Origin of the sequence: Maribacter algicola, assembly GCF_003933245.1 — a bacterium.
GTDB classification, from domain to species: Bacteria; Bacteroidota; Bacteroidia; order Flavobacteriales; family Flavobacteriaceae; genus Maribacter; species Maribacter algicola.
Genome location: NZ_QUSX01000001.1, coordinates 1,852,633 through 1,876,076 on the forward strand (window position 1 = coordinate 1,852,633; position 23,444 = coordinate 1,876,076).

24 protein-coding genes are annotated in these 23,444 nt (G+C 38.4%); 2 read left to right on the forward strand and 22 right to left on the reverse strand.

Annotated features, from left to right (window positions below):
• Positions 1–104: 104 nt before the first annotated feature.
• The 6 genes from DZC72_RS07810 to DZC72_RS07835 all read right to left on the reverse strand — a co-directional run bounded on the left by DZC72_RS07810 (position 105) and on the right by DZC72_RS07835 (position 6,847).
• Complete coding sequence (locus DZC72_RS07810; protein ID WP_125222278.1) at positions 105–1,433, reverse strand: MBL fold metallo-hydrolase; 1,329 nt, start codon at positions 1,431–1,433, stop codon at positions 105–107.
• 58 nt (positions 1,434–1,491) lie between these two features.
• The gene (locus DZC72_RS07815) at positions 1,492–2,160 is read right to left on the reverse strand and encodes a peroxiredoxin (RefSeq protein ID WP_125222279.1); all 669 of its coding nucleotides are present in this window, start codon (positions 2,158–2,160) and stop codon (positions 1,492–1,494) included.
• Between the two features lie 167 nt (positions 2,161–2,327).
• Positions 2,328–3,998 (reverse strand): SulP family inorganic anion transporter, encoded by a 1,671-nt coding sequence (locus tag DZC72_RS07820; protein ID WP_125222280.1) that lies wholly within the window; start codon positions 3,996–3,998, stop codon positions 2,328–2,330.
• Between the two features lie 157 nt (positions 3,999–4,155).
• Complete coding sequence (locus DZC72_RS07825) at positions 4,156–5,649, reverse strand: alpha-L-fucosidase (RefSeq protein ID WP_125222281.1); 1,494 nt, start codon at positions 5,647–5,649, stop codon at positions 4,156–4,158.
• Positions 5,650–6,021: 372 nt separating this feature from the next.
• Positions 6,022–6,435, reverse strand: coding sequence for an SRPBCC domain-containing protein (locus DZC72_RS07830; RefSeq protein WP_125222282.1), 414 nt, complete (start codon positions 6,433–6,435; stop codon positions 6,022–6,024).
• Positions 6,436–6,439: 4 nt separating this feature from the next.
• Positions 6,440–6,847 (reverse strand): VOC family protein, encoded by a 408-nt coding sequence (locus DZC72_RS07835; RefSeq protein WP_125222283.1) that lies wholly within the window; start codon positions 6,845–6,847, stop codon positions 6,440–6,442.
• Positions 6,848–7,202: 355 nt separating this feature from the next.
• Here DZC72_RS07835 and DZC72_RS07840 point away from each other — a divergent pair, with 355 nt between their 5' ends.
• The gene (locus tag DZC72_RS07840; protein WP_125222284.1) at positions 7,203–8,171 is read left to right on the forward strand and encodes a transposase; all 969 of its coding nucleotides are present in this window, start codon (positions 7,203–7,205) and stop codon (positions 8,169–8,171) included.
• Positions 8,172–8,375: 204 nt separating this feature from the next.
• Here DZC72_RS07840 and DZC72_RS07845 read toward each other — a convergent pair whose 3' ends face one another.
• From DZC72_RS07845 to DZC72_RS07855, 3 genes are all read right to left on the reverse strand, one after another.
• On the reverse strand, positions 8,376–9,110 hold the full coding sequence (locus DZC72_RS07845; protein WP_125222285.1) for a DUF3667 domain-containing protein: 735 nt from the start codon (positions 9,108–9,110) through the stop codon (positions 8,376–8,378).
• A 260-nt stretch (positions 9,111–9,370) separates the two neighbouring features.
• Positions 9,371–10,072 carry a family 16 glycoside hydrolase gene (locus DZC72_RS07850; protein WP_207891716.1) on the reverse strand — a complete coding sequence of 234 codons (702 nt, stop codon included), beginning with the start codon at positions 10,070–10,072 and terminating at the stop codon, positions 9,371–9,373.
• Positions 10,073–10,167: 95 nt separating this feature from the next.
• Positions 10,168–10,737, reverse strand: coding sequence for a Crp/Fnr family transcriptional regulator (locus tag DZC72_RS07855; protein WP_125222286.1), 570 nt, complete (start codon positions 10,735–10,737; stop codon positions 10,168–10,170).
• A 158-nt stretch (positions 10,738–10,895) separates the two neighbouring features.
• On the opposite strand from DZC72_RS07855, the gene DZC72_RS17745 reads away from it, so the two are divergent.
• Positions 10,896–11,060, forward strand: coding sequence for a hypothetical protein (locus DZC72_RS17745; protein ID WP_165869288.1), 165 nt, complete (start codon positions 10,896–10,898; stop codon positions 11,058–11,060).
• Between the two features lie 215 nt (positions 11,061–11,275).
• On the opposite strand, the gene DZC72_RS07860 is transcribed toward DZC72_RS17745, so the two are convergent.
• The 13 genes from DZC72_RS07860 to DZC72_RS07920 form a co-directional block, all read right to left on the reverse strand.
• Positions 11,276–11,887 (reverse strand): MBL fold metallo-hydrolase, encoded by a 612-nt coding sequence (locus DZC72_RS07860; RefSeq protein WP_125222287.1) that lies wholly within the window; start codon positions 11,885–11,887, stop codon positions 11,276–11,278.
• Between the two features lie 11 nt (positions 11,888–11,898).
• The gene (locus DZC72_RS07865) at positions 11,899–12,195 is read right to left on the reverse strand and encodes an MBL fold metallo-hydrolase (RefSeq protein WP_125222288.1); all 297 of its coding nucleotides are present in this window, start codon (positions 12,193–12,195) and stop codon (positions 11,899–11,901) included.
• 217 nt (positions 12,196–12,412) lie between these two features.
• Entirely contained in the window at positions 12,413–13,240 is an 828-nt protein-coding gene (ygiD, locus tag DZC72_RS07870) for a 4,5-DOPA-extradiol-dioxygenase (RefSeq protein ID WP_125222644.1), read from the reverse strand.
• Positions 13,241–13,317: 77 nt separating this feature from the next.
• On the reverse strand, positions 13,318–14,145 hold the full coding sequence (locus DZC72_RS07875; protein ID WP_125222289.1) for an SDR family oxidoreductase: 828 nt from the start codon (positions 14,143–14,145) through the stop codon (positions 13,318–13,320).
• A gap of 25 nt (positions 14,146–14,170) precedes the next feature.
• Positions 14,171–14,575, reverse strand: a complete 405-nt coding sequence (locus DZC72_RS07880; RefSeq protein ID WP_125222290.1) for a DoxX family protein — start codon at positions 14,573–14,575, stop codon at positions 14,171–14,173.
• Between the two features lie 78 nt (positions 14,576–14,653).
• Positions 14,654–15,172 (reverse strand): Crp/Fnr family transcriptional regulator, encoded by a 519-nt coding sequence (locus tag DZC72_RS07885; RefSeq protein ID WP_125222291.1) that lies wholly within the window; start codon positions 15,170–15,172, stop codon positions 14,654–14,656.
• A 581-nt stretch (positions 15,173–15,753) separates the two neighbouring features.
• The gene (locus tag DZC72_RS07890; protein WP_125222292.1) at positions 15,754–16,293 is read right to left on the reverse strand and encodes a hypothetical protein; all 540 of its coding nucleotides are present in this window, start codon (positions 16,291–16,293) and stop codon (positions 15,754–15,756) included.
• 152 nt (positions 16,294–16,445) lie between these two features.
• Positions 16,446–17,495 (reverse strand): hypothetical protein, encoded by a 1,050-nt coding sequence (locus DZC72_RS07895; RefSeq protein WP_207891717.1) that lies wholly within the window; start codon positions 17,493–17,495, stop codon positions 16,446–16,448.
• Between the two features lie 454 nt (positions 17,496–17,949).
• Complete coding sequence (locus DZC72_RS07900) at positions 17,950–18,414, reverse strand: DUF1572 domain-containing protein (RefSeq protein WP_125222293.1); 465 nt, start codon at positions 18,412–18,414, stop codon at positions 17,950–17,952.
• A gap of 615 nt (positions 18,415–19,029) precedes the next feature.
• Positions 19,030–20,514, reverse strand: coding sequence for a cellulose synthase family protein (locus tag DZC72_RS07905; RefSeq protein ID WP_125222294.1), 1,485 nt, complete (start codon positions 20,512–20,514; stop codon positions 19,030–19,032).
• Between the two features lies 1 nt (position 20,515).
• Positions 20,516–21,205, reverse strand: a complete 690-nt coding sequence (locus tag DZC72_RS07910) for a glycosyltransferase family 2 protein (protein ID WP_125222295.1) — start codon at positions 21,203–21,205, stop codon at positions 20,516–20,518.
• A 153-nt stretch (positions 21,206–21,358) separates the two neighbouring features.
• Positions 21,359–21,664 carry a GIY-YIG nuclease family protein gene (locus DZC72_RS07915; RefSeq protein WP_125222296.1) on the reverse strand — a complete coding sequence of 102 codons (306 nt, stop codon included), beginning with the start codon at positions 21,662–21,664 and terminating at the stop codon, positions 21,359–21,361.
• Positions 21,665–21,859: 195 nt separating this feature from the next.
• A complete protein-coding gene (locus tag DZC72_RS07920; protein ID WP_125222297.1) occupies positions 21,860–23,443 on the reverse strand; it encodes a 4Fe-4S binding protein in 1,584 nt (527 codons plus the stop codon).
• Position 23,444 lies beyond the last annotated feature (1 nt).

Genomic DNA, 23,444 nt, shown 5'->3' on the forward strand with positions numbered 1-23,444 from the left:
AACTGCAATATAACCCATTTTCCCTATAAGTGGACATTTGTCGTTAATGGTCACAGAATTACCTTTTAATAGGGTTGGGACAAATGAGTTATGCCATAAGCTATCTATTTGAAATCGTTTATATTTTCACCAAGATCCAATACAGTAACATCATTCATAAGTTTACTGAGCAAACTGCTTCCGGCCGCACTTCTATATCCTCCAGCACAATGCACTACAATGGGCTTGTCCTTTGGTATATTCTGGTAGGTATTTCTTAGATTATTTAAGGGATGTGGCAAGGCTTGCCTAAAAAATTTACCGTCATCGATTTCGCTTTGATTCCGTATATCGACAATAGTATAGTGGGATGGATTCTTTTTAAAATCTGACAAGTCCAGAATGCTACTTTTTTCTAACCGATGCTTGTCCAAAGTAAGAACCGATTTCAATTGCCCTTCATAGCCTATTTTAGAAACCCTATCTAGAATGCCCTCCAATTCATAGGGGTTTTCAATGATGACATTGAACACTTCTTCCGGTTCAACAATGGAACCCAGCCAGGTCTCGAATTTATCATTGGATGAATTCGCCTGTATGTTGATACTCCCGGGTAAATGACCTTTTTTAAAATCCGATGCATCTCTGGTGTCTACCAACAAACCTTTCTCAAACGCTTTGAATCTAAATTTAACCGCAGCATTGGCATTGCGACTATTTTTTGCCCCAGTTTTATTGATATCTACGTTAAATCCAAAATAGGAAGGAATGAAAGGTTGGCTATCCAGCAAATAGTTTACAAAATCCTCCTTGGCCTGTTTTTTAAATGCCCAATTGCCCATTCTCTCATTTCCAAGGGTGCTACTCTTGTCAGAACTCAAATTTTTGCCACATAGGGAACCCGCTCCGTGGGCAGGGAAAACCAAGGCATCGTCAGGTAGCTCATTGAACTTGTTCTGAATGGTATAGTACATCATTTCTGCCAATTCCTGTCGCTTTGCCTTCATATTTCCAGCTTTTTCCCTAAGGTCCGGTCTCCCTACGTCACCTATAAATAAAGTATCCCCGGTAAAAAGGGCGGTTTTCCTTCCGTTTCTGGCGACAATAGTGATACTATCCGGGGAATGACCTGGCGTATTGATGGCGGATAAGGTCACCTGCCCCATTGAAATGGTATCACCTTCATCAAAGGTTACATGAGGATAATCCGCACCCAATTTTTCACTATTGTAAATGGTGGCCCCCGTTTCTTCATGAATCTGTAGGTGAGAACTTATAAAGTCTGCATGTGGATGGGTTTCAATGACCGCTACAATCCTTGCTCCATGGTCATGGGCGAACTCGTAATATTGCATGGGGTCCCTTTCCGGATCTATTACGGCCATTTCCCCATCGCTAACGATGGCGTAGGAGTAGTGGGCCAGCGGGGCATATTCAAATTGTTTTATGATCATAAAATCAGTTTTTAAAAAAAGGCGCCTTTAGAAAAGACGCCTTTAGGAAATACATTTTTTAATTTAAACTTTTTTTGGCAAGATACCAAGTTACCTTTTCCACCGAGTCGTCCGCCAATCTTGCATTTAGTTCATCCAAGGATTTTGGTGGCGGAACAATGGCCTTGTCCCCCCTTTTCCAGTCCAGGGGCATGGCAACACCATGTTTGTCAGAAGTTTGTAATGCTTCCAAGGCCCTAAGTATCTCGTCCATGTTTCTGCCAACATTCAAAGGGTAATACATAATGAGCCTGATTTTCTTTTTCGGGTCGATGAAAAATACTGCCCTTACAGCCGCGGTTTCACTTTCGTTGGGCTGAAGCATGCCATATAGTTTGGACACATTCATATCCAAATCCGCTATAATGGGAAAATCAAAATATACGCCGGTGTTTTCCCTAACATTTTGCACCCAACCCAAGTGGGCATGAATACTATCTATGCTCAAACCCAAAAGCTCGGTGTTTAAAGCATCAAATTCACTTTTTCTAGTAGCGAATCCGCTCATTTCCGTGGTACAGACCGGAGTAAAATCCGCAGGGTGCGAAAACATCACTACCCATTTATCCTTGGCAAAATCCGAGAATTTTATTTTTCCTTTGGTCGTGTTGGCCTCAAAATCCGGGGCAATGTCCCCAATTCTTGGCATCATCGTTGGCTTCTCTTTTAGCTCAGCTACATTTTCCATAATATTGATTTTATTTATTGAAGTATTAATTTTCGATAAAAATAAACTATGAAAAACGATAGGGATGTAACCCTGGTTACATAAAATCCGATTTAACTATTGTTTAACCTTAATCCCGAGTTGTGGCTGGATAATGAAATACACTTAAATACGCTTTCAACCTGAAATTAGCTGGGCCGTTCCCCTGCCTTCAATTTGTTCCTGAGATAGGCATAGCTGTCACCAATACGGTCAAAAACTTCTTCTGGGGAAATCAGGTCCGGAATAATATCCACTGCTTCAAGCATATCTTTAGGCTGCTCTTTTAAGCCTACCAGAATTACCTCTATATTCTCTTTTTCAAGGTCGAATATCACATCCTCCAAAGCATACAGGCCCGTTTGGTCCATATAGGGCACCCTATCCATTCGGATGATGACAGCTTTTACATCTTTTGAAAGTGTTTTGATCTGATCTTTAAAATAGGAGGTAAAACCAAAGAACAAGGGGCCATATAAATGTTTTATGATAACCTTGTCCTTGTACTTGTCATAGAATTCAATCTCGTCCTGCCAGGGTTTCTCACCATCCATTTCTGAAATATCTCCCACTTCCAATCCTTTTTCGCCTATGTCCCCTGATTTTTTCATGAATAACAAACATGCCAGGGCAATTCCAATGCCCACGGCATGGATCAAACTTCCAAAGGTGGTTACTGACAGTACCAATATAAGCACGACAGCATCGGCCTTTGGAACTTTTCGCAAATGTTTAAGTCCCTTAAAATCGATGATCTTGAATCCGATGGGAATCAACAATCCGGCTAAGACAGCCAATGGAATATGAGCCGCAAGTTGTCCAAGGCCCAACAAAACCGCTAAAAGGAAAAGACCATGGAATATTCCCGATAAACGTGTTTTGCCTCCGGCATTGATGTTTACAACCGTCCCTTTGGTGGCACCCGCACCGGGAATCCCGCCAATGGCCGCTGCCAACATATTCCCTATGCCCTGTCCAATAAGTTCCCTATTGCTATTGTGCTTGGTCTTGGTCATATTGTCTGCAATGACGGAAGTCAAGAGGGAATCGATACTACCCAGTACGGCCAAGACCAAAGCATATTCAATGATTTTGGGATAAGCACTTGGATCTACGCTTAGGACACCCCCAAGCTGGAAAGCCGGTAACCCGGATGGAATTTCCCCAATCAAGGGAACGTCCCATTTGGCAAAATAAGCAATCAACGTTGCTACGATCAGGGCCACAAGGGCACTGGGAATGGCTTTGGTGATTTTGGGAAAAATGAAATAGACCGCTATGGTTATAGCCCCCAACAAGAGGGCGTATAGATTGGTTTCGGAAGCTATTCTTGGTAAATCTTTTAACACAGAAACCGTTGATTTTGCGGAGTCCATACCTAGAAAAGGAAAAATTTGCAATAAGACGATTATTAAGCCCACACCGCTCATAAAGCCCGAGATAACTGGGTAGGGGAAATATTTAACATAGCCCGCAATGTTCAAAAAACCAAAGACTACCTGAAAAGCACCCCCCAATAAAAAGGTCAATAAAATAACGTTCATGGCATCATCCATACCGGCGTTCATCTGAATGGCCGCAGCTACCAAGGCCGCAGATACTACGGTCATTGGGCCTGTTGGACCACTTGCCTGGGTTTCCGTTCCCCCAAACATGGCCGCGAATATTCCTACCGCAATGGCCCCGTATAATCCCGCCGTTGCACCAAGGCCCGATTGTACACCAAAGGCCAGGGCCAATGGAAGGGCCACTACACCGGCCACCAATCCTCCAGTAAAATCACCTTTTAAGTGCTTGGTATTGAATAATGTATTGATCATAGTGTTTCTTTTAGATTTTTCAAACGGTATTATATAAAAAGGTACTGCCTAAAATATTTATACGAGGAAGATACCAAATCAGTTCGTTTTTTTAGGGTAAAAACAGATTTAAGTCTAGGATATGAAATACCTCCTATTAAAAAAACACATTGGGGAATTATTCCAATTTGGATACCTTGATTGTCCATGCATGATCACTTGGTGGATTCTTTCTGATCGATTTTGGAATGTTTACCACAAAACCTTCATCTTGCGGGGTCCACTTCAAAGCTTCACCATAACCCAAAAGTGTTACCGAACTCCCGTTAGCAGGTCGGTGGGATTTTATGGTGATGCTCGAGGGCATTTCCGTTTCCCCGTCCTTTGCCAAGTAGAGAAAATAGGTGGTGCCATCTTGCTGTTGCGTCATACAGATATTGTCCTCTTTATAGGGAGCTAGGGTTCGACTATTGTATATGGCTTCACTGTTAATATCCATCCATTTGCCATATTCCTGTAGCAAATTATAAGCACCTTGGTCCCATTCCCCTTCAGGCGATGGGGCAATGTTCAATAGCAGATTTCCCCCTTTCGCTACGATATCCACCAACATCTGTACACCTTCCTTGCCGGTCATGTAATTTGAATCCGGTGTGTAGGACCAGCCATCACCTGAAATAATGCAGGATTCCCACGGATAGGGAAGCTCCTTTTCCGGTACCCTGTTTTCTGGGGTAAGGTAGTTCTGGTTTTTACCATAAACGGCACGGTCTACGACAATAAGTCCGGGTTGTTTTTCACGGGCTTTGGCAACCAATTCGTCCATACGGATGTCCTGAGAGACCATTCTATGTTTGATAAAACCGTTTCCCGAAGTGTTTTCGGCAAACTTTTCCGCATAGTTTTCCTCCAAGTTCTGTTGATCTCGTTTTTTGACCCATCCGCCATCGAGCCAAATAATATCCACTTTGCCGTAATCCGTCAATAATTCCAATAATTGATTATGTGTGAATTGTACGTATTTTTCCCATTTTTCAGGATATAGGGCCGGGTCGTAATTGACGTTCCTATCTTGAGGAGGAAAATAAGGATCCCAGTAGCTTTCATGATGCCAATCCGGTTTGGAAAAATAGGCACCTACCCACATATCCTTGGCCCTGAACGAATCGAAAATTTCCTTGGTAATGTTGGCCTTCGGGTTATCACTAAAGGCACATTCCGGGTCTGTAACCTTATAATCGGTGTATTTGGAGTCGAACATGGAGAATCCGTCATGGTGTTTGGTGGTAAAAACCACGTAGCGCATTCCTGCGGCCTTGGCGGCATTGGCCCATTTATCCGGGTCAAATTTTACAGGGTTGAAAGTCTTTTTTAGACCCTCGTACTCTTTTTTATATTCAAAATAGTTTTGGGGATTGCTTCCTTTGGTCCGTTCGCACCAACCGTAATCCTCCGGACAAATGGACCATGATTCCACGATGCCCCATTGGCTATAAGCCCCCCAATGCATTAGTAATCCGAATTTAATATCCTGCCATTGATCCAATTTTTCCAGGACCAAGGGGTCCGTTTCCGGCACATAGCGTTCATCTTCCAAGATGGCCTGGGAGAAGGAAAGGGAAGTAAAAAAAAGAAGTAATACAAAGGCCAATATTTTTAGCATTGTTTTCATAGATAATTATGTTAAGACCAAAAATGGGTTATCGGTTAAATAAGCTGAAATATAGCAAATCTGGAAATCAATTCAGAAATGAAGATCCTAACGGCCATAATGAAGTGTGTGATTTTCTAAAGTATTTAAATAGATCAAAAGTGGCGGTATATCGCTATTACGTAGATAACCGCCAAATCCTTGGACTCATTGATTGTGTGAATTTTATTTCTTTTTCAAAGAGTATGTGTTTTGACTTGTGCTGAAATATGGCTACAGGTTAATAAATAAATTTAAGCTGTTTTTAAATATACCCTATTAAGTGTTTTATATGAAAAGAATAAATATGATCTTATATCGTATGCAGGTTGTAAACTTCAATTTTCTTTTTCCTCAATTTGTTTCAGAGTATTTTTTGAAGTTATTCAAAATTGCTTGCCAACCATTTCTTTGTAATTCAATTGAATTTTCAGTTTCAGGGTCAAATGTTATAGTTACTTCCGTTTGTCCTCCAGTTTCTTTAAAATCAACTGTTGCATATCTTCCTCCAAACTCGTAAGTAAAATTCTGTCCTTTGTCGATTTTCGTATAAACAGCATCAAAGTCAAAACCAAAACTTCCGTCTTTAGCTTCCATTCTTGCCAAATATCGGCCACCAACATTCAAATCGTTCGTTGCAGTGGGACAATGCCAACTTGTGTCCGCAAAGTTCCATTTAATTATATGTTCTGGTAACGTGTAGTAGTCCCAAACTTTTTGTTTGTTAGCCATTACAATTACTTTAATGGTTATCTTTTCTAGTGTCATAATCTTATTGTTGCATTTGAGTTGGGTCAGAAAACATTATTTCCCATTGGTGTCCGTCAAGATCAGCAAAACAGTCGTAATACATCCAGCCATGGTCTGCACTTTCTCGGTAACGTGTCGCACCGTTTTCAAGTGCAAGTTTTACAATTTTATCTACCTGTTCTTTACTTTCAACTTCAATGGCGGTTAGAACCTGTGTAGTTATTCCGTTTGAAATTGGTCTGTTGGTAAACGTGCTGAACAATTCGTGGGTGATAAGCATGGAATATATCAATCCTTCATTTAAAACTAAACACAATGCCTTGTCATCAGAAAATTGTTCGTTAAAAGAAAAGCCAAGTTTTGTCCAAAAATCTCTTGTCCTTTTAAGGTCTTTAATCGGTAGGTTTACAAAGATTGATTTTACTTTCATTTCAGGTAGTTTTTTAACGGGTTCCAAATGGTTGGACTGTGATTAGTTGCATGTTTCACACGCCTAGTTTAGCAAATACAAACCGAATAGAAAACCCGTAAGGATTTTCGTAAGTAGGCTAGGACTAGTAATAATTTATACACGTCTTAAGTTTGATTCTCTATAAATTGATGTACTAATCAGAAAGAACAAAAGAGAGAATTAAGGTTACTATACACGGTGAAGCTTACGACTTCGACAACATTGTTAATCCTCTCTCTTTTACTACTTAAATCACGTTCAGTTCTGTGAGACCTTGATCTCGTTTTCAAGTTGTTGTGATACCAGTAGCTAGTTCTTTCATAAATCATTTCTTATGAATAAATATAAAGAAACTTATGGAGTCGACATCAGTAAGGATGTCTTTGATGTACATGGTAGTAACAAAGGTCACGACCAGTATAAGAACGATGAAATTGGATTTAAGAAATTCCTTAAGGAATTACCCAAAGGTTCATTGGTGGTTATGGAAGCTACCGGTTATTATCATTATAGACTTGCACAGTTTCTTTACAAAAACGGAGTATTGGTTTCTGTTGTAAACCCATTGTCGATAAAACGTTTCGTACAAATGAAACTGGCCAAGGTAAAGACTGACAAAAGCGATGCAAGGGCCATATGTGAATATGCCCTTATAAATGAAGTTCCGCTTTACAATGCTTTAACGGATACCCAGAGCGAATGTTTACAGTTGTTCCGGTTATTGGATACCTATTTAAAACAACGTACCGCGACCAAGAACAAGATACATGGGGAAGCTGTTTTGGGTATACCCTCAAAGTTTGTTTATCGTTCCTTGATACGCAACAAGAAACAGCTGAATAAAGAGGTAGTTGCTATCGAATCAAAGATCCTGTCGTTGGTAAAGGGAGACCAACAAGAACAATTGACCTTGTTGATGTCAATACCTGGGATAGGTCAAAAGACTGCGTTATTTTTAATAGTGGCAACTGATGGTTTCAGCAAGTTCGAAACGGCATCACAGCTATGTAGTTATGTTGGTATAACCCCAACGATACGTGAGTCGGGAAGCAGTGTAAGAGGTCGTGCACGAATAAGCAAGGTCGGCAATAGAAAGCTTCGTAATCTATTGTTTCTATGTTCTTTCAATGCCTGTAAACATAACAAGGCATGCAGAGAGGTATATGAGCGAATCGTAAATAAGGGCAAGAGTAAGAAACTAGCATTGATAGCAGTTGCAAACAAACTATTAAAGCAGTCTTTTGCTATTGCAAAATCTGGTAGACCATATGATGAAACTTACGTTTCCATACTGCCAAGATAAATAGAAGATGGATTGAATAAAAAAAGCTCAAAAAATCAAGTTATTGAACCTATGAGCGTGGAATAATATTGTCTCAAATTAAGGAAGAATTTGTTTGTTTTTTACCTCAGTTCTTTGTTGCCATTTCGTTGTTTTTAATCGTTCATATTATTCAATCAAATTTCGATTTTCAGATTCAGCGTTTGAGTGAATTTAGTCAGCATTTTAATTCGTAAGCTTATTAATTTCAAGCATAGCAGCAAGTGTAATAAATCTCAAAATATGCGATATAATAAGTACCAATAACACTCTTAAAACTAAATATATTTTTTTGTAGTTGTATCCTGAAAAAAATTGATAAAAAAACCAAAAAGCATAACCAAAACCAATTATTGCATATATATTAATTAGTGGTCTTATCAGCGATTTATCATCAATGAAAGCAAATGATAGTGTAAGAGGTAATCCTAGTACAATTAAACCAGACCAAGAATAGATATTCATTACTAAATGTTCAGCAAAATTCAGTTTGCTTCTTCTAAAAAACAGATAACTGGAAATAGTTGTGGCACAAATAACAATTAAATAGGTGAGTTGTGGATAAGTTTCCAAAATTTGATCCAGTGAATCACCAGAACTTTTAAACATTTCTGGTAATGCTTCATTACTATTTACATTGCCAAAATCGAGCAAAAATTCAATTGCGATTAGTAATATTAATAGACTAAAAGCATTAATATGTCGTATTCTTTTTCCTTGAATATATTCTCTGATGCTATGCCCAGGTCGTATAAAAAGCTCTTTTATAGTGAAGAAAAAACTTTTGTTAACGTTAAAAATTCCATTTAAAACTCCATTATCAAAAATATAACTAAACGAAAATCTATGTGTTGATGTTTTTTGTCCGCAATTTGGGCAGAAATTTTCCTTAACCGAGTTATTACAATTTAAACATTGCATTCTATTTGTGTTTTTTTTCTTTAGTTAAAGATTGCATTCCGCAATGAATGGCAACGGTTCGTATATGAAACGTAGCGTGTAAAAAGACACGGAACTTTCGTATTATATACGAGCCGAAATTTTAAATTTTCGTTTTACCTTTTTTCTCAAATAGCCAAATTTAAAAATTTGGCGGCCTTTGTAAATATACACAAACCTCTAGGAAAGCCCATTCTAGCTATGTTTTATATATATTGTTAGCGGCTGGCTTTATTTTTCAGTTATTCAGATTTCAGTATTTTAAAATCCTTAAAATAACCTTCGGTTCCGATATCAACCCAAAGTGCTATACTTCCTGATTGAGTCTTTCCCTTCATTTCGTTCACGATGAATGATGCGTATTCTTGGTCGTTCAGGTAGAGTTTCGCCTCTTTTCCTTTGAATTCTACTCTAAATGTAATCCATTCATCAAGTCCGATATCTGCATAAGTTTCAAACTCGCCTTTTGATTCAGCCCGTAATCGGTCGAACTTATAGTCTGGATACGCATAATATTGTACGGTATGATTTCTCGCAAATTGATTATCCGACCTACCCACATTAGGTCTTAGGTATATCGATTCGTATGCGGAATTGTCTTCATTTGCCCTAAACGCTACGCCAATAAATCCGTGGGACCCTTTGAATGGGGATGGAGTTTGAATTCTACTCAACATTTTTACTTCAAAGACACCGTTTTGGATATCCAGATTTTTCACTTTGACATAAGTCGGCTCGTCCACCGTATTCGATAAGTTTTCTAACTCAAATGGCAGGGCTTTCAAGTCCCGTTCAACTTTCAAAACATTCTCTCTGTTCAATTCCACTATTGATGCTTTTACATCCGTAATTTCAAATTCCCTGCCTTCCCATTCTATGGTTTGTGCAGAGACATTTATAATAACTAGGAGAAACACTATTGTTGTAAATAATGAATATTTCATAACTAAATGATTTTAAGTTTGTTACATTTTAAAAATGCAAATTTAACTAGGCATTGATAATTTAGTCATTGACATAAATCAAGAAATTGGATAATTTATTTTTTTGCCCTTATCCTGCTAAGGGTTTCAGGTGTTATTCCCATATACGAAGCAATCATATACTGAGGTACTCTTTGTATAATGTCGGGATATGTTTCTACGAAAATTTGATAACGTTTGTCTAGGGATAAACTTATGATATTGGCCGTTCTCTTTTGAATTGCCATGTATGCATTGGTCATCAAGATGCGTATATAGCTTTCATATTTTGGCATTATGTCCAAAAGTCTATCGTGTGACCCCTTGCTAATCAAGACAAGCTCCGTATCTTCCAAAGCATCAATGTTGTAAGTTGCAGGTTCTTGTTTGATAAAGCTGTTCAAATCTCCCATTGTCCAACCCTCAAGCCCAAAAAGGACTACATTTTCATCTCCTTTTGAATTTAGCACATAAGCCCTTAATACACCTTTTTCTATGAAAGTTATGTGGTCCGTAATTTCTCCGGCGTAAAGAAAGTGCTCCCCTTTTTTTAGCTTTTTTAAGGATAAATGGTTGAGTAATATTTTCTCTTCTTCCAAATCTAGTGTCACTTTCTCTCTAAACTTTTTTATAAATAGTTGTGACATAAATTGGGAAGTTTGTTTTTTTTAGCTTGCCGCTAACGCAGGGCTATGTGAAGCCACGTTACGGATTTTAAATTTACGCAACTTGTTGGGATAAATTTAAAATACGTGTTGAACGTGGACAGGTTGCATATAGCCGTTGATATGTACTTTTTTCCTCGATGGCACCTAAAGGTGATAGGTTTGCTGGTCCCTTATCCTACGGATTATGCAAACTGGCATGGCCCGGAGCCTGTGCAGAGTTTACCGAAGTAATGATGTACAAATCCCAAGGGGCGGGAATTGGAGCCTTTGGCGACAATGTAGCGACTTGGGTTCACCTTTAGGTGACCGAGCGAAGCGACCGATGAATACCTTTGAAAAACAATAAAATTTAAATGAATAATTGTACATCATCGGTTAGTATATGAAAAGCTGGCCCTTTTGAAGCACAAAAACTTCGGTTAACCAAGAACTTTGATAAGTGCTAAAAGCTTTGAATTTATTATTGTTTTGTCAACTTTCATAGACACTGTTGTATAACATTTATTCTACAAAAACTTCAGTTATTTGGTTTTTGAAGATTGTTTATTTTTTCAATTACACTTTTTCTTAAAGTTGTGTCTATATTTATTTTGAACTCTTCTTTTGTTAAAATTAGAGGGTTTTTTTCTGTTGGTTTTCTTGATCTTAGTTTTTTCATATCATTCAATAAATCATTAACAAAGGGATGGTTTGAAACTAGAGCATTCACATTGTTTTCAACTGTATACCGCTCAAAATAATTTAAAGATTGCAGATATTTTTTATTTCCTTCTAAGGTATTAGGTAAACCAGTTCCCCCCCAAATGGAAACAACCCGATCAGTATTATTGTCGGTTGTATTGAATATTAGAGAAATCGTTCCTTCAGTATGACCTGGTGTCAATAAAATTTCTAGCTTAGTTTCTCCAAGAGATATAACTTCTTTATCATCTACTTTTTGATATGATTTCGGTAATGCTAAATCACTTGATTTATTTCCAAAAGGATCTACTAAAACGGTCGTATTAGGGTCGTGAATACCATTCCAAGCAACTTCGCTCATTAGTATTTTTGAATGATAAACGCTCTCAATATAATTAGCACCACCATAATGGTCAGCATGTTCATGAGTGATAACTAGGTACTTAATATCTTTAGGATCTAATCCAAGTTTTTTATGCTTGGAATGATGACATTCTTTGCATCATCGTTAGTCCACATAGCGTCAATTAAGATAATTCCTCGTGTAGTATTTATAACAAATGCTCCCACACCTTCGTAACCAACAAAGTAAATATTATCAAACAATTTTGTTGGTTCAACAATTTCTGTATTGAATAATGGTGAAGTAGGTAAATCACTTTTTTCGTACGAAGTTGTAATAGTTCCTTCTTTCTTATAATTAGAATTACATCCCAATATAAGTAGGGTGAAGACCAGCAAAATTATGTTTTTCATGTTTTGATTTTAAATGATTTGCAACGGTTTCTTGTATATGAAGTAGCAAAGTAAATAGTACCTAATTTTCTAAAAGTAAAATACCTGATTAAATGCAAAAGGGATTGGGATTTCAATAAAACAACTATTTCTTAGATACGTTGTTGGCTGTTCACCTTTTTTTAAATTATCATTTTGAAGGAAAGTATTTTCAAGTTTGAATATTGTCTATTTTCTTTTATGAAATTTTTAAACTGGTCATACTCAAACTTCCAGCTAAAAGTTTGTCATTAAATAGGTTAATAGTCTCTCCTTTTTCCTGAAGTCCAAGGCTGTATATCAAAGGTAAATAATGATCTGGCGTAGGAATTGCCAATTGGAATGCTATTGATTGTTTGTGGTAATCAATCAGTGGTTGGTAATTACCATCTGTTAAATAATTGTTGATTTTTGCTCTTGCTTCTATGGCCCAATCATAGCCATAATCATCTTTATGCACATTTGCAAAATCAATCATTCTTAAGTTGTGAATGATATTACCACTACCAATAATTAAAATTCCCCTGTTGCGCAGGTTTGTTAGTTTTTTAGCTAACCCATAATGGTATTGTGCAGGTTTTGTATAATCGATACTTAACTGAATTACGGGAATGTTAGCTTTAGGGTAAAGATGTTTTATAACACTCCATGCACCATGGTCCAGACCCCATTTATCATCTAATTCTACCACGGTGGGTGATAAAAGTGATTTGGTTTCCCGAGCAAGAGCTGGGCTTCCCATAACAGGATATTGCACATCAAATAAAGCCTGTGGAAAGCCACCAAAATCATGAATTGTTTTAGGCATTTCCATAGCGGTAACCTTAGTACCATTTGTAAACCAATGGGCCGATACACAGAGTATGGCGTTTGGGGTTGGAATTGTTTTGGCGATTTCTCTAAAGCCTTTAACAAATTCGTTTTCTTCAATGGCATTCATAGGGCTGCCATGCCCTAAAAATAGAACAGGCATTTTCTCAGTTAGTGAAAAAGCTTCTGATATTTTAGTTAAATCATTTAGTTTCATTCCTAAACCCATACATGGGAGCAGACCTAAAATCCCAAGAAAATCCGTTCTATTCATTATATATTAATGACATCAATTTATTCAGATAGCCATTGCTGCAAAGTGGTTTTTGATTTTCCGAGTAAACGGTCAGAATTTTCTGGGTTTCCTGCTTCTTTTGTTTTCTCAAAATACTCAAACATGGGAATAAACTCTTTTAATTGTTTATTGCCAGATATAAACGCTATTATTTTGAGTAACCAAAATGGTGCATTGGCAACCTTTTTAATGTTTGGATGTTTCACCTTAATATATTGCCCCAATGCTTCGTTAATGGTCAGTGCTTCTGGACCATAGGTATTGAATTCTTGATTTCTACATTCTGGTTTTTGATAGGCATTTACCAATAGTTTACCAAAATCTTTAGAAGCAATCCATCGTAGTTTAATCGGTTGTTTTCCCATAACGTTGGCTTTACCATCTTGTATCATTAAAGCCAAAGATTCCATAAACCAAGTTGGTCTAAAAATCATGTACGGAATACCACTCGTTTTTATAAATTGCTCTGATTCGTATTTAGCTTTTATGAACGGCATTTCAGTATTTTCCTTACATACTGTAGCACCACTCACATAGCTAATACATTTTATATCTTGCTTTTTTGCAGCTCTAACAATTTTCTGCACGGCACCAAACTCGTCTAATTGCCCCAAGGTAATATGTATGGCATCACAGTCTTTAATCGCCAATGCCAAGTCGCTATCATTAAACACATCGCCTTTTACCGTTTCATGATTTGGATAGTTAGCTGCTTTTATGCTTCGAGAGAAGAGCTTAAGTTGAAAACCCGCACTATCAAATGCCTTTATGGTCTCTTGTGCCACCATACCACTTGCGCCCAATATGGCAATTTTTTCTATTGACATTTTAGAAAGAGTTTAAAATAAAAAATTACTTGCCAGTTATTGGTGCTTTTTTTGAGCGCCCCCATGCAACGAAAGCTGCGAGGATGAAAAAGAAAATATTCATACCAATAAGTGATACTTCGCCTCTTGAAATATGAAATACCATAGCAGCAATCATTAATGCCATGGTTCCATAAGCTGCAAGTACCGTTAATTTTGGTTGTAATCTAAAAGCTGCCGGTAAAACTATACCTATACCACCAAGTAAATCAACTATTCCTGTAATTTTTAACAACCCTGGGTTATCAAGTGCCCAAGGCAACATCTGCGCGGTTTCTTCAATGGGTTGGAACAATTTGGCGTAACCTGCCCAAATTAAGGTTAATGAAATTAGTACCTGTGCTACCCATAAAGCAATGTTAAGTCCTTTTGATTTTACTGTCGCTGTCATTTTATATCTATTTGATTGTTAGTGATTAAGCAAAGATGCAAACAATCAAGAAGAAAAAAATTAAGGTATCTTAAGAAATTACTTCTGAACTAATTTTCTTCTAACATCACTTAGATATTCTGGTGTCATGCCCAAATAGGAAGCGATTAGTTTTAGTGGTAGTCTTTGTACTAAAGTTGGATAGGTTTCTATGAAATCCCTATAGCGTTCTTCAGCAGTTGCACTCAAAAGATTCATTAAACGCTTATTAGTAGAAATTAAATTGTTTATTAATTTATTGTTTTGCTCAAGCAAATCATCATGACTTAACTGACTTATATTATTGTAATCTGAAGTAGTAATCAGTGATACTTCGCTATCTTCAATTGCATTAATAAAAATATTGGAAGGTTTGCTATTGATAAAACTGTCCATATCTGTAATAAGCCAATCTTCAGCGGCAAAATGTAAAATATGTTCTTTGCCTGACTTGTCAACTACATAACTCTTTAAGCATCCTTTAACCACTCTATAAACGGATTTACAAATATCTCCTTTGTATAAAAGAATCGTTCCTTTGGAGACCTTTTGGGTTTGCAAATCGTTGAAAAGTTTCATTTAAAAGTTGGATTTGTTATGGAGTTACTATTGGGTTATAGCCAACGCAGGGCTATGTGTAGTCGTGCGCTTGGATTTTTGTTTTTCGTACCAGAAAGGTACGTAAAAAAGCAAAATACAAAGGAGCACACCAGATAGCATAGCCACCAGATGGGTTTTGTCGGGATGGTAGCCGTTGATATGCACAGTTGTTCTCGATGGCGCCTAAAGGTGATAAGATCGATGGTCCCTTATCCTACGGCCATTGCAATCTGACATAGCCCGGAGCCTGTGCAGAGTTTACCGAAGTAATGATGCACAAATCCCAAAGTGCGGGAATTGGAGCGTAGCGACAATGTAGCGATTTGGGTTCACCTTTAGGTGACCGAGCGAAGCGACCGATGAATACCTTTGAAAAACAATAAAAATTAGATGAATAATTGTACATCACGGTCTCGGCTATGAGTAGTTGCGTGGTTTGACACTTAACTTTGCAAGTACACACCAAACTGAAAATCCGCGAGGATTTTCAGAAGTAGCTGAGAATAAGCAATTACTTATAGCCATTGTTGTGCCACGTATTTTGTTCGATTTGTTAAAAGTTAAAGAGAATAAAACTCTTCAATAATTTCAGTTTTCCAAATGTCATTTTCTTTAAATTGGCGCAAAGTCCCACCTAAAATACGATTTGGAGTATCTATAACGCCTTTAATCATTAAGCTTATATGAGGAAATGTAATAAGTTCTGTTGCCTCATCAACTGATACCCATTTTATTTCATCAATTCCAGTTGGTTTTTTCAACATTAGAGATTCAATCTTTGCCACATAAACATTTCTCAAAGAGGTAGAGTATTCATTGTTAATTTCGCGCTTAAGAAGAAAAACACCTCTTAATTTAGGTTCTTCTATTTCAATTCCGTAACTCTTAGCCAAATTGTTTAAGCCGTTTTGGATTGTCTCATCTTGTGTTTGATAAAAACCTTGTGTTACCCATACATTAGCATTTTCAACTTTAACCACCATAATTTTATTCTCGGCATTTATAAGCACAAGTCGATGAAATATTTTTATCTCTGGTTCATTCTGACCGAAAACAGAGTTTAGGAATAATATGAATAGTATGAAGATCGTTTTTTTCATAACTGTTTTTATATGTGGCACAACGGTCTCGGCTATGAGTAGTTGGGTGGTTTAGCACTTAATTTTGCAAGTACACACCAGGCTGAAAATCCGCTAGGATTTTCAGAAGTAGGCGAGAACAAGCAATTACTTATAGCCAATGTTGTACGCAGTTATTTTTTCAATTCATATAAATAATTCGCAGCAGCTTTACTAATTTCTCTATAATCGTGTCCGATATTTGGAATAATTTCTAATTTCCAATTGAATTCAGAGTTTAATTCCGATGCGATTTTTTTTGATTCATTATAAAAATATGTTCCTCTTTCCAGTCTATGAAGACCTTGTTTGTCAACTTCTGGTGAGTGTCTTAAATCTCCTCTCGTTTCATTGGCATCGTCTTTTTCTCCAAGAAACAAGACAAGGTTTTTACTGAAATCTATTTCCTTTTCTAACAGATAACTGTCTTTTAAACCAGTTGGAAAATTTTCTCTATCTGTCGGGACAGTGTACCAACCTGAATTTGATGATAAAATTCTATTAGCTTTATTATCTGACTTAAAAATAGCAAGACGATGTAGAATTTGTCCGCCAGCAGAATGCCCGAACAAATCGTAAGTATCTGTTTTAAGATTAAGTTTTTCTTTTGTTAAATTGAAAATTCGGTCAAAATCGTTGTAAATCCATTTATTAGGGTTCTTGCTAATTTTAAAATCTGTCATAGCTGTTCTCTCGTCATTTATTTCCACATCTGTAATCATTCCTGCCAAATTGTAGCTCCAAAATTCAGGATAATATCTTTCAGAGTATTCGGGTGATAGAACAAGAACATTGTATTTTTCGGCTTTTTCAATCCAAGCATCTCGATATTCATCTCCATTTCGCCCAGCACCTGGTAATACAATCACAGTTGGCGATTCGGATTTCAGATTCTTTGGTTTATAGTAATGAATGATTATTTGTTTTTCTTCTTGAAATCCTCCATCAATTAAAAATTTCCCACTTCCGTCCTGAATATTAATTTCATTTAAGATTAGTTCCTTTTCAGGAAGTAAATCACTTTTTTTAATAAGGTTCATTTTACAGTGTGGACAAATTCCAGATTCGTTAAAAGTCAATTCGTCACAAGGTAAATCACAAGGTTTGCATACATACTCTCCCGTTTGGTCTTTACAAGAAATAAGAGCGAAAAGAACTAGAATAAATAAAAATTTTGATTTCATTGTTGATTGATTTGATTGATGTTTGTTCTAATTGCGTACAACGCCGCGCTATGTGCAGTCCGGCGAATTTTATGGAAATATAGTGAAAACCATCAACGATGGTTCGGTTATCTGACCGGTTTCGGATATTGCTAACCGAATCATCGTTCATCGATAAGGCTACGTAGTGGCCGTCTATCGTGGTTTTCACGGTATTGGGAATATAATTTGTCGACCAGATTACATATAGCGTCCTGATATGTCGAGTAGATAAGCCGTAGCGGCGGTCTTTGCAAAGAGGTCCCTTATCCTAGGGCCATTGCAATCTGACATAGCCCTGCGATGATGTCGACTAGCTTTTGGTGCGGCAATTGCGCTAGCAATGCGACAAAAGTACGCCGCAGGCGTATTCGACATCATCGGTCTAGTATAAGCGGTCGTTTTAATGCCGCTTATACATTGTTGTAAGCAGTTTTTATTTGATTCGTTTTTTAAGGAGCAATATTTGTCCAAGATGATAGTATGTATGTTCAATCATCGCATCTATATTCCTGTAATATGTTCCATATTGTTTATCCACAAAATCCGACATTATTTCTTCGTCTGACATCTTACTTACCAGTTCAATAAATTCTTCAGAATCAAAGCAAAATTTATTTACTAGATTCTTCCAATCTTGTTCTGATTTTATTGGAGGAGAATCAAAACTAAATTTATCTCGTATGTCAAGGGTTCCTCCTTTAAGGACTTTAATTATTCCATCCAAGTAATAATCAATGTGGAAGGTCAAATCAGCAATAGTATTGTAATTTTCAACTTTTTGTGTTGCTTGTTTCCAGTTAAGACTAACTATCTGTTCTTTGAAATTTGTTCCTAAAACCCATTTTCCTTCCAATAAAATCTCTTTTAAACGATTGGACAAATATTCGTTAAGTTTCATTCTAAGCCAGTTTTTGTTTTTTCAGCTTGCGTACAACGCAGGGCTATGTGAAGCCACGTTACGGATTTTAAATTTACGCAACTTGTTGGGATAAATTTAAAATACGTGTTGAACGTGGACAGGTTGCATATAGCCGTTGATATGTACTTTTTTCCTCGATGGCACCTAAAGGTGATAGGTTGGCTGGTCCCTTATCCTACGGCCAATGTAATCTGGCATAGCGCGGCGATGATGTCGACTGGCTTTTGGTGCGGTAATTGCGCCAGCAATGCGACAAAAGTACGCCGCAGGCGTATTCGACATCATCGGTTGGGCTATGATTTCGTTGCGGACTTTTGAAAGTGTTGATATATAAAATGCACGTATATGGAATGCCTGCTGTGCGAAGTTGCAAACTTCACACTTCATCAATGCATCATCTAATTTAAAACTTTGTGCTTTGAAGTAGCAAACTTCGAAGAGCGGGATTGCTGTTTGTTTAAATTATTGCCAACGTAGGAGTATAAATCATTGATAATCTATATTTCTTTTACATGAGCAATATAACCAATAATGACATAAGGGCATAAAAAAGGACGGCCATCGCCGTCCTTTATATTTAAACAAATTTGTCTTTTATGCTCTTGCCGTTAAGCTTTTAAAGAAGACAAAGCTAAAGCCTAGGAACAACATAAAGTGGAACGGGAACAATCCAAAATCGTTCAAGGGAACCGCACTGTACATGCCAAAAAGGAAATACAACATTAAGGCGAATTCCAAGATCATGTTGGGAGACAGTTTCTTTGCCAGATACTTGTTGCCCTTCCAGCTTTGTGTCAGGTTATTGATGTTGAACTTGGGCGTACGTACAAATTCACTGCGCTTGCCCATGTGTCCTTCCAAAACCGCAATGGAGTTGTGTAGCGAGAAGCCCAAGGCTACCGAGAAAAAGGTAAAGAACAGTTTTATGTAGTCCACAAAATTGTCAAAGCTACTGCCCTGAACGCTCTTGTAGGTAAACCAATAACAGATGAATAGGATGATGGTACTTAGGATGAAAAAGCTAGTTGCCTCGAACACCCAACCCAAATGCCCATACATATTTTTAATGTACAGCATGGGGATACTCAAAAAGGCCACAATGAAGACACATAGGAACATACTGCTGTTCAATAGGTGCATCACCCCATGAAACTTCGTCTTAAACGGAATGTTTTTCGCTGTGATTACGCTCCAAACGGTCTTTCTAAAGTTTTCCGCACCACCTTTGTTCCAACGGAACTGCTGCGAACGGGCCGCACTGATTACGACAGGTAGCTCGGCAGGCGTCTCCACGTCCTCCAAATACTTAAACTTCCAATTCTTCAATTGGGCACGATAGCTCAAGTCCAAGTCCTCGGTCAAAGTATCGCCTTCCCAGTTACCGGCATCCAAAATGGTCTCTTTTCTCCAGATACCCGCCGTACCGTTAAAGTTGATAAAGTGTCCTTTGGCGTTTCTGCCCACTTGCTCCAAGGTGAAGTGTGCATCCAGGGCAAAGGCCTGTATTTTGGTCAAGGTGGAATAGTCGCGGTTCAAGTGCCCCCAACGGGTCTGTACCACACCAATTTCCGGATCTTTAAAGTAGATAACGGTTTTCTTCAACCAATCTGGAGATGGCATAAAGTCGGCATCAAAAATAGCGATGAACTCGCCTTTGGCGATCTTAAGCCCTTCCTTAAGTGCTCCGGCCTTAAAGCCCGTTCTATCCGTTCTGCGGATATGCTGTATGTCCAATCCGGTTTCCTGAAGTTCGGATATGCGTTGCGCGGTCACTGCCACGGAGTCATCCGTTGAGTCGTCCAACACCTGGATTTCCAACTTGCTTTTTGGGTATTCTATCTTGGCAATGTTTTCCAACAGACGCTCCATTACATATTCCTCGTTGTACACGGGAAGCTGAATGGTAACAAAAGGAATTTCCTTGGGATCCAATAAATTGAATTTTGGAGCCGTTTGGTTCTTCCTTTTTTGGGAAAGGTAATTGACCAAAAGGTTCAATTGGGCCAAACTGTAAAAGAAGATCAACAGCAGTGCAATACTATAGATCGCGATGATAATGTAAGAGATGGTAAGTGCCATATTATTTTAAACTGTATTTAAAGATCCAACCCAATATTTTTACTCCGGCAAAGATAGTACCTTTTACCGTACCGGACACTTTTGAAACACCAATTCTTTTTTTGTAACGCACTGGTACTTCGGTATATGCCATTTTTTTTCGCAAAATTTTCAACTGCATTTCTACCGTCCATCCGTACGTTTTGTCCTCCATTTTCAATTCTTTGAGACTTTCGTATTTTATCGCCCTAAAAGGTCCCAAATCCGTAAATTTAGAGCCAAAAAACAAACGCATTAAAAATGTGGCCAATTGGTTGCCAAAAACCTGTTGCGGGGTCATGGAACCTTCCTCCCGCAAACTTTTTTTTCTGGCGCCTACAACAAAATCAAGATCGTTTTCAATAATGGGAGCTACAAGCCTATCCAATTCCTCCGGATAGTCAGAATAGTCTCCGTCGATAAATACGATAATATCCGGTTGTTTGGATTGCTTGGCGATGTAATCCATACCACAAAGACAGGCATATCCATACCCTTTTTTGGTCTCCGTAAGCACGGTAGCCCCGGCTTTACGGGCATTTTCAACGGTGGCATCCGTAGATGCATTGTTAATAACTATTATTTCCGAAACCGATTTTGGAAGGTCGTGGATAACATGCGCAATGGAATCTGCTTCATTAAAGGCGGGAATAATAACCTTAATGTCTGTCATTATCTTAAAGGGAAATAGCGGTTAGCCATGTTAAAGTGAAATCAGTCGTAAAAGTACCAATAACTTACAAGCTTTTGGAATACTTCTTATTAATGAGGTTGAAGTTTTGGTTGTATAAGCTGCGACCAGCTCAGCGTGACAATTGGAAAGGAATTAATCTCCTTTTCCAAACTGCGTGTAATTTTTAGAAAACTTAATAAGGTCGCTCCAATTTTCATTTATCAAAGCCTGTTTCTTTCGGTGCGACCAACCCTTTATCTGTTTTTCGATTTTTATCGCTTCGGATGGATTTTCACATTGAATCTGCCACACCAATTTTACAGGTCTTCTTAAATAGGTATAACTATCTTTTCTGAAGCCATTTTGATGCTGAATTACTCTTTTGTCCAAGTCATTGGTCACGCCAGTGTACAACGTGCCGTCCGAACATTTTAAAATGTATACGTAGTAGAATTTCATTCAATTGAATTAATGCGCTTCGACAGGCTCAGCGTGACATTTCGTCTTTTATTTGTCGGTCTAGCCTCGACTGCTTCATGTTAGAGGTGTAAATACCCTTTTATCTCAATTATGCTTCGCAAAGTTCAGCATCACATTCGAGTCTCGTTTGTCAGTCCGAGCCTGTCGAGGACCCATATACATACTTATTAAGACCTACTTTCTATTCACCAACTCCATCAAATCAACATCATTGCCCAAAAGTACTTCGGTAGGATTGATGCGACCCTCTTGCGGTCCGTTCTCCAATTTGAGTACGCCGCGGGGACACACGGCCGAGCAGATTCCACAACCCACACAACTGGACCGGACAATGTTCTCGCCTTTTTGGGCATAGGCCCGCACATCGATGCCCATTTCGCAATAGGTGGAGCAATTGCCACAGGAAATGCACTGGCCTCCGTTGGTGGTTATCCTAAATTTTGAAAACAAGCGTTGCTGAAATCCTAGGATGGCCGCCATGGGACACCCAAATCTGCACCATACCCTGCTACCAAAAATGGGGTAGAAGCCCGTACCGATAACTCCTGAAAAGATGCTCCCGATCAAAAAGCTGTACGTAGTCCTAAGTGTATTCGATTTGAATATGAAAATGTTGCCATCACCGCTAAAGAAGTGCATACCGATCAACACCGCGATAATGGTAAAATAACCTATGGCCCCGTACTGGGCATCTTTTTGAAGTTGGTCTCTTTTAAAGATCATGACCCAAGCGAAAACTGCGGTCAGTATTACGGATACCCCAATGAGAAAGGTGCTTTTGGTCAACCAGTATTTGCTGGTGTCGTTCCCCAAATAGGAGTAGATAACGGCCGTAGTCATCAAGGTTACAAAGACTACCACGCTATGCACTACCCAGCGTTCTACCTTCCAGGCGAACTTGGATTTATCGCTCAATTGTCTGAAAGGATCACCCACGGTTTCCGCCAAGGCACCACAGCCACATACCCAAGAGCAGTACCATCGTTTCCCGAATTTATAGGTCAAAATAGGTGAAATCACAAAAATGGAAAGAATGCCAAAAAACAACATGGCCAACCCAATATCCCCTGCATCGATAAAACCGTTTATCCGGTAGCGCTCAAAATTATAGTAGTTCAGCGGCCACATATTCTTAAGGTCATAATAAGGCAGGTCACCGTTCAGACGTGCCATAATTTCGGGAATGATAAAGGCAAAGGCGGTTTGAAAGAACATGACACTAATGGTTCGCAGACGCTGGTAGCCATTATGCCTATATTTCCACATAAATTTTATCCCAAAGGCCAGTATGCCCAATGTATATAAGGCTCCATATACGAACCACTGACTCGCAGGATTCCCGCTCAAAGCCTTGCTCAAAGGGTCGAACAGGGCAATCACTCCCTTGTTGTCCCCGTCCTGTACCAGACCCAAATATTCCGGATAGAAATAAAGTACAATGTAAAATCCAGTAAGGGCAATCCCGGTCAACCAGCCCAAAACACCCCTGCTCGAAATGGATTTGAACCATACACCATCGTTTTTGATACCCTCGTGCTTATGTGCGTAGGCAGCTTGGGAGAATAGGAATACGCCCAAGAAAATCAACAGCAGGGAGATGCTTAGCCAAAGGGCACTGTTTCCCAATTGCAGATTGAACAATTGTAAAATGAGAATGCCCAGTCCGGTCATTCCTATCAATACGGATATTTTCTGGTTGGTGTTCAAGGCATTTGGTGGTTCCCCGGCCAATGACATACTTTTATCTAGAGTGCTCATA

What these genes read in the sequence shown, in the direction of transcription:
- DZC72_RS07810 (WP_125222278.1), bottom strand. Translation starts at nt 1,433, where the DNA reads ATGATCATAAAACAATTTGAATATGCCCCGCTGGCCCACTACTCCTAC.
- DZC72_RS07815 (WP_125222279.1), bottom strand. Translation starts at nt 2,160, where the DNA reads ATGGAAAATGTAGCTGAGCTAAAAGAGAAGCCAACGATGATGCCAAGA.
- DZC72_RS07820 (WP_125222280.1), bottom strand. Translation starts at nt 3,998, where the DNA reads ATGATCAATACATTATTCAATACCAAGCACTTAAAAGGTGATTTTACT.
- DZC72_RS07825 (WP_125222281.1), bottom strand. Translation starts at nt 5,649, where the DNA reads ATGAAAACAATGCTAAAAATATTGGCCTTTGTATTACTTCTTTTTTTT.
- DZC72_RS07830 (WP_125222282.1), bottom strand. Translation starts at nt 6,435, where the DNA reads ATGACACTAGAAAAGATAACCATTAAAGTAATTGTAATGGCTAACAAA.
- DZC72_RS07835 (WP_125222283.1), bottom strand. Translation starts at nt 6,847, where the DNA reads ATGAAAGTAAAATCAATCTTTGTAAACCTACCGATTAAAGACCTTAAA.
- DZC72_RS07840 (WP_125222284.1), top strand. Translation starts at nt 7,203, where the DNA reads ATGAATAAATATAAAGAAACTTATGGAGTCGACATCAGTAAGGATGTC.
- DZC72_RS07845 (WP_125222285.1), bottom strand. Translation starts at nt 9,110, where the DNA reads ATGCAATGTTTAAATTGTAATAACTCGGTTAAGGAAAATTTCTGCCCA.
- DZC72_RS07850 (WP_207891716.1), bottom strand. Translation starts at nt 10,072, where the DNA reads ATGAAATATTCATTATTTACAACAATAGTGTTTCTCCTAGTTATTATA.
- DZC72_RS07855 (WP_125222286.1), bottom strand. Translation starts at nt 10,737, where the DNA reads ATGTCACAACTATTTATAAAAAAGTTTAGAGAGAAAGTGACACTAGAT.
- DZC72_RS17745 (WP_165869288.1), top strand. Translation starts at nt 10,896, where the DNA reads ATGGCACCTAAAGGTGATAGGTTTGCTGGTCCCTTATCCTACGGATTA.
- DZC72_RS07865 (WP_125222288.1), bottom strand. Translation starts at nt 12,195, where the DNA reads ATGAAAAACATAATTTTGCTGGTCTTCACCCTACTTATATTGGGATGT.
- ygiD (WP_125222644.1), bottom strand. Translation starts at nt 13,240, where the DNA reads ATGAAACTAAATGATTTAACTAAAATATCAGAAGCTTTTTCACTAACT.
- DZC72_RS07875 (WP_125222289.1), bottom strand. Translation starts at nt 14,145, where the DNA reads ATGTCAATAGAAAAAATTGCCATATTGGGCGCAAGTGGTATGGTGGCA.
- DZC72_RS07880 (WP_125222290.1), bottom strand. Translation starts at nt 14,575, where the DNA reads ATGACAGCGACAGTAAAATCAAAAGGACTTAACATTGCTTTATGGGTA.
- DZC72_RS07885 (WP_125222291.1), bottom strand. Translation starts at nt 15,172, where the DNA reads ATGAAACTTTTCAACGATTTGCAAACCCAAAAGGTCTCCAAAGGAACG.
- DZC72_RS07890 (WP_125222292.1), bottom strand. Translation starts at nt 16,293, where the DNA reads ATGAAAAAAACGATCTTCATACTATTCATATTATTCCTAAACTCTGTT.
- DZC72_RS07895 (WP_207891717.1), bottom strand. Translation starts at nt 17,495, where the DNA reads ATGAAATCAAAATTTTTATTTATTCTAGTTCTTTTCGCTCTTATTTCT.
- DZC72_RS07900 (WP_125222293.1), bottom strand. Translation starts at nt 18,414, where the DNA reads ATGAAACTTAACGAATATTTGTCCAATCGTTTAAAAGAGATTTTATTG.
- DZC72_RS07905 (WP_125222294.1), bottom strand. Translation starts at nt 20,514, where the DNA reads ATGGCACTTACCATCTCTTACATTATCATCGCGATCTATAGTATTGCA.
- DZC72_RS07910 (WP_125222295.1), bottom strand. Translation starts at nt 21,205, where the DNA reads ATGACAGACATTAAGGTTATTATTCCCGCCTTTAATGAAGCAGATTCC.
- DZC72_RS07915 (WP_125222296.1), bottom strand. Translation starts at nt 21,664, where the DNA reads ATGAAATTCTACTACGTATACATTTTAAAATGTTCGGACGGCACGTTG.
- DZC72_RS07920 (WP_125222297.1), bottom strand. Translation starts at nt 23,443, where the DNA reads ATGAGCACTCTAGATAAAAGTATGTCATTGGCCGGGGAACCACCAAAT.